Source organism: Actinomyces faecalis, from assembly GCF_013184985.2.
GTDB classification, from domain to species: Bacteria; Actinomycetota; Actinomycetes; order Actinomycetales; family Actinomycetaceae; genus Actinomyces; species Actinomyces faecalis.
On sequence record NZ_CP063418.1, the window covers coordinates 158,828 to 171,017 of the forward strand.

Below are 12,190 nucleotides of genomic sequence, written 5' to 3' on the forward strand. Positions count from 1 at the left end.
GACGGCGGCCCTCGCCGTCGGACCACAAGCCCCCGGCCTGCGGGCCGGGACCACAAAGAACACGCAGCCAAGGGCTGCGTCCCCTGTAGGAAAAGAGCACCACCATGGCACGAACCTTCACCCTCAGCCGTCGCAACCTCCTTGCCGGCGCGGGCATGTCCGCCCTCGCCCTGACGCTCGCCGCCTGCGGGGCCAACCAGCGCTCCGCCTCCAGCCCGGCAGCCAGCACCGAGGCTACGGCCAGTGCGGGCGGCACCCTGAAGATCCTCACCTCCTCCACCGACATCAACTGGGACCCCGCCAAGAGCCAGTCGATGCCGATGACCTCCCTAGCCCTGGTCCACCGCCGCCTGACCACGTGGAGGCTCACCGAGGGTGCGGACGTCGAGGTGGTGCCGGACCTGGCTACCGACACCGGTACGGTCAGCGAGAACGGTCTGGCGTGGACCTACACGCTCAAGGAGGGGCTGACCTTCGAGGACGGCAGCGCCATCACCAGCGCAGACATCAAGTACGGCCTGGAGCGTTCCTTCGCCGCCTCCCTGGCCGGGGGCCTGACCTACCACAAGACCCTGCTGGCCGGTGCTGAGGGGTACCAGGGCCCCTACGAGGGCTCGCACCTGGACTCCGTCGAGACCCCGGACGACAAGACGATCGTCTTCCACCTCAAGCAGGCCTACGGTGACTGGCCCTGGATCGTGGCTCAGCCGGCCTTCTCCCCGGTTCCCCAGGACAAGGACGACCCCTCCTCCTACGCCCGCAAGCCTGTGGCCTCCGGCCCCTACCGGGTGGCCGAGTACTCCACCGGTGTCTCAGCGGTCCTGGAGCGCAACGAGAAGTGGTCTGCTGACACCGATGACATCCGCCTGGCCCTGCCTGACACCATCGTCTTCGAGCTGGGCCAGGACGAGTCCACAGCCACCCAGCGCCTCATCGCCTCCTCCGGTGAGGACGCCAACGCCTTCGGCGCGGACCTGGTGGCGGCGGCCCAGCTCGCCCAGATCTCTGGCAACCCGGACGCCAAGGCCCGCCTGGCCACCACCCCTGAGGGCGGCCCGCTGCTGTACCTGGCGATCAACACCGAGCGTGTCAGTGACCTGGAGGTGCGTACGGCGATCGCCCAGGCTGTCGACAAGGCCACCGTGGTCTCCGCCCTGGGCGGTGAGCTGGGTGCTGAGGCGGCCACGACCCTCATCGCCCCCGGTATCCCCGGGCGTGAGGACTACGAGGGTATTACTAGTGACGTTGAGGCGGCTCAGGCCACCTTCGCCTCCAAGGACGTTCCCCCTCTGGTCCTGCTGACAGCCAACTCGGCGGCCTACCAGGCCGTGGCCGAGGCCGTGGCGCAGTCCCTGACCGAGGCGGGCCTCAAGGTCACCATCGACCCGGTGGAGTCCGAGACCTACTCCGAGCGGGCCTCTCGTGGCGATGGCTCGACCTATGACCTCGTCATCGGCTCGTGGAACGCTGACTTCCCCTCGGCCGGCGCCTACATCCAGCCGCTCTTCGCCTCCTCGGAGATCGGCAACGGCGGCTACAACCTGGGTCGCTACTCCAACCCGGAGGTGGACGCGGCGATCGAGAAGGCCCTGGGGACCCTGGACACCGCGCAGGCCCAGGCCCAGTGGGTGGAGCTGGACAAGAAGATCGCGGCTGACGTGCCGGTCGTGCCCCTGGCCAACCGTCGCAACTCCTTCCTGGCGGGCTCGGGCGTGGTCGGGTTCTCCGTCGAGTCCTACCCGGCCTACCCGAGCTACCTCACCGTCGGGGTGAGCGCCTGATGAGCCAGGAGGAGACCCAGGGCGCCGGGACCGTCCGGGACGCTGCGCACGGCTCGACAGGCGCGGGTGAGCCGGACGGCCAGGCCGGTGCGTCGTCGTCGGCGCTCCTGGGCGGCGGCGCCTCGGCCGCGGCGACGGGGTTCGGCCAGGTGCCGGCCCTGTCCCTGCGGGGGCTCGGCGTGAGCTTTGCTGGCAGCCCTGTGCCCTCCAGCGCCGACGTCGACCTTGACCTCCTGCCTGGACGCGTGCTCGCCCTGGTGGGCGAGTCCGGATCGGGCAAGTCGGTCACGGCCATGGGCGCCCTGGGTCTCCTCCCCTCAACCGCTACCGTCAGCGGCAGCGCCCTGCTGCGTGACGGCGAGCAGCGCACCGAGCTGGTGGGAGCCGGGCGCGGCGTCCTGGACGACGTGCGCGGCCGGCTCGCCGGCATGATCTTCCAGGAGCCGACCACGGCTCTGGACCCGCTGGAGACCATCGCTTCCCAGGTGGGTGAGGCGGTGCGTACCCACGAGCCTCGCCGGGGGCGCCTGTCCAGGCGTGACCTGCACGCCCGGGTCCTGGGCCTGCTGGCGCTGGCGGGTCTGGGCGAGGGCGAGCAGGCTGAGCGCATCGCCCGCTCCTACCCCCACCAGCTCTCCGGCGGTCAGCTCCAGCGCGCCTGCATCGCCCTGGCCATGGCCTGCGACCCGCCGGTCCTCATCGCTGACGAGCCCACGACCGCTCTGGACGTCACGGTCCAGGCCGGCATCCTGGACCTGCTGCGCTCGCTGACGGAGCGCGGCGTCGCCGTCCTGCTCATCACCCATGACATGGCGGTGGTCGCCGACGTGGCTGACGACGTCGCCGTCATGCGCCAGGGGCGGATCGTCGAGCGCGGGAGCGTGCGCGAGATCTTCCACGCCCCGTCCCACCCCTACACGCGCGAGCTGCTGGCAGCGGTCCCGCGCCTGGACTCCCTGCGCCAGGAGAACCCCTTCGAGGCGGTGGCGTGCGAGAGCGCGCCGCAGCAGAGGGACGAGGGAGAGGACGTCGTCGTCATCAAGGACCTCGACGTGGTCTACCGCAACGGCCGGCGGTCGGTCCACGCGGTACGCGGGGTGAGCCTCAGTATCGGCGCCGGGGAGGTCCTGGGCCTCGTGGGAGAGTCCGGCTCGGGCAAGTCCACCATCGCCGGGACCCTGACGGGGCTGGTGCCGGTGGCTTCGGGGTCGGTGCGTGTGTGCGGCGTCGAGGTCGCGGGGGCCGGGCGGCGGGCCCTGCTGCCGGCGCGGCGTGCGACCGGGGTCGTCTACCAGAACCCGGCCTCCTCCCTGAACCCGCGGCGCACGGTGGGGTCCTCCGTCGCTGAGCCGCTGGTGGTCCACGGTGGGTACGACTCTGCGGCGCGCCGGGCACGGGTGGCTGAGCTGCTCGACGCCGTGCGCCTGCCCGCGTCCATGGCTGACCGTTACCCGCACGAGATGAGTGGTGGTCAGCGTCAGCGTGTGGCGATCGCCCGGGCGCTCGCGCTCGACCCGCGCCTGGTGATCGCCGACGAGCCGACCAGCGCCCTGGACGTCAGCGTCCAGGCCGTGGTCCTCGACCTGCTGCGTGACCTGCAGGCCGAGCTGGGATTCGCCTGCCTCTTCGTCTCGCACGACCTGGCTGTGGTCGACGCGGTGGCCAGGCGCACCGTGGTGCTCTCGGCCGGGCGCGTGGTCGAGGAGGGAGTGACCGAGCAGGTGCTGGCTCGGCCGTGTGAGGAATACACACGCCGGCTCGTCGCTGCGGTGCCGGTGCCTGACCCTGACGTGCAGGCGAGGCGTCGCGAGCTGCGAGCCGCCTGACTGCCGGGGCTGACGACGGTGTGGTCTCACGCCCGGTGCTTTCGCCTCCGGGGGAATCTCGGGTCACGGGCGACCAGGTCGGGGACCATGGAGGACAAGCGGGCTGGTCCCTGGCAGGATCTGCCGGACTGCCTGCGCTGAACCTGACCTGAGCTGAGAGGACCGCCATGGGCATCGCTACCTCCTACCGCTTCTCAGACAAGGGGATTGAGGGCACCCTGCGGCCGGAGGCTGGTCGTTACCGGCTGGTGGCCTCCGGGGCGTGCCCGTGGTGCCGGCGTGTGCTCATCGCCCGGCGCCTGCTCGGCCTGAGCGAGGCCGTCGCAGTCTCCTGGTCCTACGGCCGCGGCGAGGACGGCTTCTGGGAGCTGACCGACGCCAGCGGCGAGCCCGGTACCGACCCGGCCCTCCACGCCCGCTCCCTGGCCGAGGTCTACGCCACCACCCCTGGCTACACGCCGCCGCCCACCGTCCCGGCTCTTGTGGACATGACCACGGGCCAGGTCGTGTGCGACGACTCCGGCAACCTCCTGTTCGACCTCGCCACCTCCTGGTGGCAGCTGCACCGCCCAGGCGCACCAGACCTCTACCCGATCAACCGCCGCAACTCCACCGACGCCTGGGACGAGTGGGTGGGGGACCACGTCAACCGCGGTCACGGCGTGGCCACGCACTCCACGGACCCGGAGGAGGCCGAGGCTGCGGCCCACGGGGTGCTTGTCGCCTTCGACGTCATCGACACCCTGCTGGCACGCGCCACGCACATGGAGGCCTCCCGCGAGGCGGCCCTGACCATGCAGGACGGGCCGGCGCTGTCCGCCGTCGTCGCGGTGGGGCAGTACCTGTGCGGCGACCAGCCCACCGGCAGCGACATCCGCCTGTTCACCACCGTCCAGGCCTATGAGTACGGCGGTCGCCAGGCCTACCCCGGCGGCGAGGCGCCGTCGATCGCCTTCTGGCCGGCACTGGCCCGCTGGTTCCGTGCCCTGGAGAGCCGCTCAGGCTGGGTGGGCACCGAGGAGCGCAGCGCGCTCGGGCTCTAGCCCCCCATCTGAATCGTGGTTTCACGCTCAGGAACGCCCTGTGGGATGCGGCCTGGCACCGTTTCTAAGCGTGAAACCACGATTGTGATGGGTGAATGCAGTCTGCGCCGCCGTCTCAGCGTGTGAGGACCGGGTTGTACAGCAGCCGGTTGGGTGTGGTCGGGCACTCCTCACCCACAGCCATCGGCGCGATGAGCCGGTCAGCACGCAGGTCCTCCAGGCGCGCCACCACACGGTCGCGCAGGCTCCACGGGTCGATGGTGTTGAGGTAGATCTTCGTCCCGCCCTCAAAGCCGGCCAGCGTCGACACCCTCCACTTCAGCGTGATGTGCCAGGGCATGGGCTGGTCCACGTCCAGCGGTTTGTGGTGCCACTCCTCGTTGCTCGGCACGTCTGCGCCCGTGGCGGCGTGCAGGGCGTGGACGAGGTCGGAGACGGCGTCGACCTCCTCACGTCCCATGAGCCAGGGCTCACAGGTCGGCGAGGTGGAGTAGACCTCCAGGCTCGGGTAGCGGTGGCCGAAGCCGGCGAAGGCCACCGCGTGCTCGTTGGAGGCCACGAGCAGGCCGTGGTAGGCGGCGTAGTCCACGCCCATCTCGTTGTAGATGTTGGGGTTGGCTCGTACCCGCGCCAGCTCCAGCTCGCTGGCGACCCCGCGCTCGTCGATCCCCACCAGCTGCTTGTGCAGGTGGTCGAAGGACGCCCCAGCGGGTCTCAGCCAGTTCTGGAAGACGGCGACGTAACGCACCCAGCGGTTGGCCTCGTACAGCGACTGGGCGGACTGCACCGCCAGACGCGTGTAGGCGCGGTGCTCAACCGGGGTCAGCGTGCCCGAGCCGGCCAGTCCGGAGGTGTCGGTGGCGTCGTCGGTGAAGTGCCGGCGGGCGATGATGACGTCGTGACCGCCGGCGAAGAAGGGGGCGAGGTAGCCGCGCTGCTCGGCCGGGCTCATGGCCTCCCAGCGCTGCGGGTCGTCCCCGGAGGCGCGCAGCCTGGTCCGGGCGACGCAGGCCACGTGCGAGGCGCCCTCGGGGTCGGCGAGGTAGGCCTCCATGCGCTCGCGGGCGGCGTCGGGCAGCTCGTAGCCGTGGTTGGCGTGCCAGTAGTCGAAGGTGAGGATCTCGAAGAGGTTGGGGACACGGCGGAACTCGGCCACCGTGTCGAACAGCTCGCTGGCTGCCACTGCGTCCAGCCTCTCAAAGGCCGACGGCGACCCAGCGCCTGAGGTCGTGCTCTCACCACCTCGACGGGCCACCACCCGCGCCTTCTCCGGCGGGGTCTCCAGGTAGCGGTCGGAGCAGAAGGCGCAGGTCGCGGTGCGGTCGTGCTCGTCCAGCGGGTGGACCTCGTCAGCAGGGTGGGAGATCGGCCGGTTGCCGCGTCCGGGCACGGTCCACACCTGTGTCCCCGTGAAGGGGCTGATCTGCTTGATCGTCCCGTCCGCCAGCCGGGTCAGCGGAGCAGGGCCGGGGGAGTAGGGCATGAGCTGGGCCATGGCCCTATTGTGACGCTCAGTCCACGGTTCGGATGCGCAGCACGCAGACCGCTCCCAGCAGGCAGACGACGGCGGCCATGACGTACAGGGTCGTGTAGCCGCCCGGGTGGGTCACCACCGGTGCCGGTCAGCACGAGGCCGGCCTGGTGACCCAGGCCCTTGCCGTCGGGGCTGTTGTCACTACGCTCAGGGGCGCACCCGCTGCCGCTGGTGCAACGGTCAGGAAAGGAACCCAGGTGGGAACGACGTTCTTGTCCCTCTTCAGCATCGTGGTCGTCGCCTTCATCGCGCCCCTGCTGTCCTGGGTCGTGCCCAGGCGCATCGTGCCCGAGACCGTCCTGCTCATCCTGGGCGGGCTGGTCATCGGCCCCAGCCTGCTGAGGATCGCCTCGCAGACGACGTCGATCGAGTTCCTGCGGGAGCTGGGCCTGGCCTTCCTCTTCCTCATGGCCGGCTACGAGATCGACGTCAACGAGCTGCGCGGCTCGGGAGGCCGTCACGCGATGGTGGCGTGGCTGGGATCGCTAGGCCTGGCCTTCGCCGCGGTGTGGCTGATCGGTGTCAGCGGCGGGCCGCTGAGCGTGAACGGCATCGCTATCGCCATCGCCATGACCTCCACGGCGATCGGCACGATCCTGCCGATCCTGCGTGAGCGCGGCCTGCTCTCGACGGCGGTGGGCGCGGCGATCCTCAACCACGGCGCGGTGGGTGAGGTCGGTCCGGTCATCCTCATGGCCCTGCTGCTCGGCTCGCGCTCGACCTGGGCCTCGCTGGCCATCCTGCTGGCCTTCGTGGCCATCACCCTGCTCATCGTCCGGTTCACGGACAACGTCAAGCGGGCCGGTCGTCGTCTGGTTGAGGCGATCCACCTCGGCGGAACGACGACGGCGCAGACCACGATCCGCCTGACGGTCCTGCTGCTGGTGGGGCTGTGCACGCTGGCGGCGATCTTTGACCTGGACGTGGTGCTGGGCGCCTTCGCCGCCGGCTTCATCCTGCGCTACGCCGTGCCTGGTGGCTCGCGGGAGCTGGAGGACAAGCTGGACGGGCTCGCCTACGGGTTCTTCGTGCCGATCTTCTTCGTCACCTCGGGGATGGCGATCGAGCTGGAGCTGAGCGCCTCGGCCCTGGCAGACCTGGCTGCCTTCCTCGTGCTGCTCGTGGCCGTGCGCGGCGTCCCGGTGTGGCTGGCCTCTCGCCTGGAGCGCCGTCGCGACGGCTCACCGGCCTACTCGATGCGCCAGTCGCTCCAGGTCGCGGTCTACTCCACGACGGCGCTGCCGATCATCGTCGCGGTGACCCAGGCGGCGGTGAGCTCGGGCGCTATGACTCAGTCCTTCGCCTCGACCCTGGTGCTGGCCGGTGCGGCCAGCGTCCTCATCATGCCGGCTGCCGGTCTTGCGCTCGGGTCGCGCGCGGACCACGCCCCTGCGGTCGAGGCCCTGGCCGTGGCCCAGGGGCCTGTGGACGCCGAGGGGCGCGGTGCGCAGATCGCGGACTCGGCCGGGGTCGACGAGGTACCCGAGAGGCTGCCGGCCAGCGAGCCGCGTCGACCTGCAGGCCTGGGGCCGACGACGACTCAGCCGGAGTCTCGTACACGGGTGCCTGAGCACGCGGGCCTGGGAGGGCGCCGCCTGTCCGAGGAGGAGGCCCGGCACCTGGCCGCGCGCCTGGCCCAGATCGAGGCGGACCGGGTGCACTGGCGCACGCAGATGCGCCTGCAGCGCAGCCTGGACCGTGAGGAGGCTCAGCAGCGTCGCGCGGTGCGGCGCGCGCTGGCACGTGAGCGCAGGCGTGAGGAACGTGACCAGGTGCGTCAGCTGCGGGCGGAGGCCATCGAGATCCGCCGCCAGGCGCGTCAGCAGGACCGTGAGCAGGCGGGTGCCGGTGACAGGCCCTCGTGGCGCGAGCGGCTCCGACGTCGTCGATAAGTGTCACAACCCCTCCGTACGCTGACTCCATGGCACGCGACCTGAGCCCTACGGACTGGCCCGCGGACGTCAGCGATGAGCAGGTCATCGCGGTCGTCGGCGGGAGGACCTTCCTGCGTGGCCAGCGCTGTGCCGAGGAGGGTGCTGTCCGCACGGTCTCGGTAGCGGGAGCCGGCGGGGAGATCGTCTCCGGCAGCGTGAGCGGCTCCGGGTCGCGGGTCTACCAGACCATGGTCTACGCCCCGCAGGCCAGTGAGCGCAGCACGTGGTCCGGCACCTGTACCTGTCCGGTGGCGAGGAGCTGTCAGCACTGCGTGGCGCTGCTCCTGAGGGCCAGGGCCCTGGCGCTCAGGCTGCGGGACGAGGGCGGAGGCTGGGAAGAGGACCTGGCGAGCCTGCTGGCGGTGCGCCGTCACACCTACCGTGGCATGGCGCTGGAGGTGGCCCCGGACTACCACGGCAGGCTGAGCCTGCTCCCGCTCGTCGAGGGCAGGAGGGGATGGAACCGTCAGGGGGCCGCGTGGACGCAGGTGCTCGGTGGCGGGCTGGCTGATGAGGTCGACCCACGGGTCCTGGAGGTCGTCCAGGAGGTCGCCGGGATGTCCGGCCGTGGCTTCTACTACGCCGACGACCGTGCCTGCCTCAGTCAGATGCCGGCTCGGATCTGGCCGGTGCTGCGGCGCGGGACCGAGGTGGGGCTGGGCCTGACCACGGCACAGAGCAACGGCTCGGCGGTCCTGGTCGCCTCTGGGCTCCGGGCGGGTGCGAGCGTCCTGAGGCAGCCCGACGGCGCCGTCAGGATCTCTCCGGTGCTCAGCACCGAGCATGTCGCCGAGCTTGAGGCGAGCGAGGTCGCGCACGAGCCGGGGGCGGTGGGCGAGGCTCGCGGTGGCCTCCAGCCGATCGGTGCGCCTGGGGTCCATGCCTTCTACACCTACAGGCCCTCTGGGGAGCTGGTCCTCATGCCGATCGAGCCGGTGCCCTCGGAGGCCGTCTCCCGCCTGCTCGCCGACCCTTCCTACCGGATCATCGTCCCAGCCCCGGACGTCGCCCGTTTCGAGGCCGAGCACCTGGAGCGGCTCATGAGGGCCGTGCCGGTCCTGGTGCTCGACGACGCCGTGTCGGTCCCGGAGCCGACACGGCTGAGCGCTGTGCTGCAGGTTCGTTGTGACGGGAGCACCCACTCGGCCTCCACCCGGTGGCTGGTGCGCTACGTGGACGAGATGGGCGTGGTGCGCCGTGAGGAGCCACTGGGAGACCTCACGCCTGAGAGCCGTGACGGCGGTCCTGCAGCCAGGGGTGGCGAAGGTGCGGACGCCGGGGAGGCGTGGGCCGCACCGGTCCTGGACGGTTCCGCTCCCGCCCCGGTCCGTGTGCCGCAGCCGGGTGCGCCCGCGCGAGACGGAGAGGGAGTGCCGGTCGCGGAGCCGGTCGGACCTCGGAGGGTCCCGCGTGACCCGCAGGCGGAGCGCCTCCTGGCCCGGGAGGTCTTCAGCGCGCTCATCCCGCTGGTACGTGACCACGGCGTGCTGTGGCGCCGCAGACGGATGCGTGGGATCGAGACGGCACGGTTCATCACCCGGACCGTGCCGGTGCTGCGGAAGCTGGACGACGTCCAGGTAGAGCTGGTCGGTGAGGTCCCGGACTACCGCCAGGCAGGTGAGGACCTGGTCATCGCCACCTCCGTCACCGAGGACGAGGACCGCCCGGACTGGTTCTCCCTGCGGGTGCGCGTGCGCGTCGGGGAGGAGGAGGTTCCCCTGGAGCGGCTCATGGCCGCGGTGGCCGCAGGCGAGGCGGAGGTGCTCCTTGACTCAGGGACCTGGGTGGAGACCGACCGTCCTGAGGTCCACCGCCTGGCAGCGCTGATGGAGGAGGGGCGGGACCTGGCAGAGCCTCATGCCAAGGACCCGGGCCAGATGAGAGTGACGGCCTTCCAGGCCGGCTTCTACTCCGAGCTGGTCTCCCTGGGCGTCGTGGACGAGGCCGCCGTGCGATGGCAGGAGGGCGTAGGAAGGCTGCTCGGCACCTCTCCCTCGCAGCTCGTGGACGCCGAGGTGCCGTCCGGCTTCCGGGCCGAGCTGCGGCCCTACCAGCTGGAGGGCTATCGCTGGCTGCACCTGCTGCGAGGAGCGGGGCTGGGAGGAGTACTGGCTGATGACATGGGCCTGGGCAAGACGGTCCAGGTCCTTGCCGAGATCCAGAAGATGGCCGAGGAACCGGGCGGGCTCGCGGCGCCGGTTCTCGTCGTCGCCCCGACCTCCGTCATCGGAGCCTGGGCCGAGCAGGCGGAGCGCTTCTGCCCGGGTCTGCGAGTGCGGGAGGTCCGGCGTACAGCCGCCAAGCGCGGCACCACCATGGCTCAGGAGGCGGCCCGGGCGGACGTCGTCGTCACCAGCTACACCCTCATGCGCCTGGACGAGGAGGACCTGGCGCAGGTCGAGTGGTCCTGGGCGGTGCTGGACGAGGCCCAGTTCATCAAGAACCATGCTTCCGCCACCTACAAGGCAGCACGCCGGCTGCGTTCTCCCTCGACCGTGGCGATCACGGGTACCCCGCTGGAGAACTCGCTCATGGACCTGTGGAGCCTGCTGAGCGTGTGCGCACCGGGCCTGCTACCCGGGCCGGAGCGCTTTCGGCAGACCTACAAGTGCCCGATCGACCGGGGCGGGGAGAAAGGACACCAGCGGCTACAGCTCCTCAGGAGCCGGATACATCCCTTCATGCTGCGTCGCACCAAGGAGGAAGTGGCCCACGACCTGCCGGACAAGACTGACCAGGTCCTGCGGGTCGAGCTCACCCCGGCCCACCGCCGCGCCTACGAGGCCCGGCTCATCCGCGAGCGTCAGAAGGTCATGGGCCTGCTGGAGGACGACACTGCCCAGGCGCGATTCTCCGCCCTGCGGTCCCTGACCATCCTGCGCCAGATGGCTCTGGACCCGGCGCTGGTGCCCTATGAGGAGGTGACGGACCAGGAGGAGCAGACGGTCCGCGGTGGCCCGGACCCGGTCTCCGGCAGGACTGCGCGCCGCCCCCGGGCCACAGCCAAGGTGGAGCTGCTGCGGGACACCCTGGTGCCGATCGTGGCAGAAGGCCACCGGGCGCTGGTCTTCAGCCAGTTCACCCGCTATCTCAGCTCGGTGCGCGAGGAGCTGGAGGCTGCGGGACTGCGCACCCTCTACCTGGACGGCGCCACCAGCGACCGACAGGCCGTCGTCAGCCAGTTCCGCGAAGGTCAGGCGGAGGTCTTCCTCATCTCCCTCAAGGCTGGTGGCTTCGGCCTGACCCTGACCGAGGCGGACTACGTCTTTGTCCTGGACCCGTGGTGGAACCCGCAGGCTGAGGAGCAGGCGGTGGACCGTGCGCACCGCATCGGCCAGGACAAGCCGGTCATGGTCTACCGTATGGTCGCGGCGGACACCATCGAGGACAAGGTCATGGCGCTGAAGGAGAAGAAGGCCGGGCTGTTTGCCAAGGTGGTCGAGGGAACCACGGCGGAGCAGCTGGAGGAGCAGGCCCGGGACGGTGCCGGGACAGCCGCAGGCGCCGGCCTGAGCCGGGCCCGCCTCACGGCCCGGGAGATCCAGGAGCTGCTGGGCTGAGCCGGCTGCGTACCGCAGACCGGAGTCCGCTCGGGCTCCACAGGCGGGTGCCGTGACACCCTCGTCCACAGGGCTCACGAGGGCCGGGTGCACGTCGCCGCCTCCGTCCTCCAGGCTGGTGCGAGCGGACAGGATGTCCGCACCAACCCAAGGAGGAGACATGCAGCGCACCATCATTCACACCCTTGCGCGGGTCCTGGACCTGCGCCGGACACTGACGGCGAGGACGGCAGGCAGCGGGCCTGGCACAGCGGGTGCGTGCCCTGGTTCGGGCCTGACGCTGGCGGCGTCGTCTGGGGTAGACCCTGACCCTGAGGCAGGGATGGCCACGGCTGAGTACGCCGTAGGTACCTTGGCAGCCGCTGCCTTCGCGGGTCTGCTGCTGGCCGTGATGCGCTCAGGGTCCCTGCAGGGAGTCCTGCAGGGCCTGATCGAGTCGGCCCTGTCAGTGGGCTGAGTACCGTGCGACGACGACGTCGAGGAAGCCGGTCCCGGGGCTCCTGCGAGGGTGA

The 12,190-nt window shown here is 70.8% G+C and carries 7 protein-coding genes; 6 read left to right on the plus strand and 1 reads right to left on the minus strand.

What is annotated here, in order from left to right; genetic code table 11:
- The first annotated feature begins 104 nt into the window (after positions 1-104).
- From HRL51_RS00635 to HRL51_RS00645, 3 genes are all read left to right on the plus strand, one after another.
- Positions 105-1,781 carry an ABC transporter substrate-binding protein gene (locus HRL51_RS00635; protein WP_172120561.1) on the plus strand — a complete coding sequence of 559 codons (1,677 nt, stop codon included), beginning with the start codon at positions 105-107 and terminating at the stop codon, positions 1,779-1,781.
- The gene (locus HRL51_RS00640; protein ID WP_244960193.1) at positions 1,781-3,607 is read left to right on the plus strand and encodes a dipeptide ABC transporter ATP-binding protein; all 1,827 of its coding nucleotides are present in this window, start codon (positions 1,781-1,783) and stop codon (positions 3,605-3,607) included. Before HRL51_RS00635 ends, HRL51_RS00640 begins: the two co-directional genes overlap by 1 nt.
- A gap of 167 nt (positions 3,608-3,774) precedes the next feature.
- Positions 3,775-4,650, plus strand: coding sequence for a glutathione S-transferase C-terminal domain-containing protein (locus tag HRL51_RS00645; protein WP_172192841.1), 876 nt, complete (start codon positions 3,775-3,777; stop codon positions 4,648-4,650).
- Between the two features lie 115 nt (positions 4,651-4,765).
- Here the strand turns inward: HRL51_RS00645 and HRL51_RS00650 are convergent, their stop codons facing one another.
- Positions 4,766-6,145 carry a DUF4921 family protein gene (locus HRL51_RS00650; RefSeq protein ID WP_235954271.1) on the minus strand — a complete coding sequence of 460 codons (1,380 nt, stop codon included), beginning with the start codon at positions 6,143-6,145 and terminating at the stop codon, positions 4,766-4,768.
- Positions 6,146-6,381: 236 nt separating this feature from the next.
- Here HRL51_RS00650 and HRL51_RS00655 point away from each other — a divergent pair, with 236 nt between their 5' ends.
- The 3 genes from HRL51_RS00655 (at position 6,382) to HRL51_RS00665 (ending at position 12,135) form a co-directional block, all read left to right on the plus strand.
- On the plus strand, positions 6,382-8,076 hold the full coding sequence (locus tag HRL51_RS00655) for a cation:proton antiporter (protein ID WP_172192839.1): 1,695 nt from the start codon (positions 6,382-6,384) through the stop codon (positions 8,074-8,076).
- A gap of 29 nt (positions 8,077-8,105) precedes the next feature.
- Positions 8,106-11,678: a DEAD/DEAH box helicase gene (locus HRL51_RS00660; RefSeq protein ID WP_172192837.1), complete on the plus strand. Its 3,573-nt coding sequence runs from the start codon at positions 8,106-8,108 to the stop codon at positions 11,676-11,678.
- Positions 11,679-11,838: 160 nt separating this feature from the next.
- Positions 11,839-12,135, plus strand: a complete 297-nt coding sequence (locus tag HRL51_RS00665; RefSeq protein WP_172192835.1) for a DUF4244 domain-containing protein — start codon at positions 11,839-11,841, stop codon at positions 12,133-12,135.
- Positions 12,136-12,190 lie beyond the last annotated feature (55 nt).

What these genes read in the sequence shown, in the direction of transcription:
- HRL51_RS00635 (WP_172120561.1), top strand. Translation starts at nt 105, where the DNA reads ATGGCACGAACCTTCACCCTCAGCCGTCGCAACCTCCTTGCCGGCGCG.
- HRL51_RS00640 (WP_244960193.1), top strand. Translation starts at nt 1,781, where the DNA reads ATGAGCCAGGAGGAGACCCAGGGCGCCGGGACCGTCCGGGACGCTGCG.
- HRL51_RS00645 (WP_172192841.1), top strand. Translation starts at nt 3,775, where the DNA reads ATGGGCATCGCTACCTCCTACCGCTTCTCAGACAAGGGGATTGAGGGC.
- HRL51_RS00650 (WP_235954271.1), bottom strand. Translation starts at nt 6,145, where the DNA reads ATGGCCCAGCTCATGCCCTACTCCCCCGGCCCTGCTCCGCTGACCCGG.
- HRL51_RS00660 (WP_172192837.1), top strand. Translation starts at nt 8,106, where the DNA reads ATGGCACGCGACCTGAGCCCTACGGACTGGCCCGCGGACGTCAGCGAT.
- HRL51_RS00665 (WP_172192835.1), top strand. Translation starts at nt 11,839, where the DNA reads ATGCAGCGCACCATCATTCACACCCTTGCGCGGGTCCTGGACCTGCGC.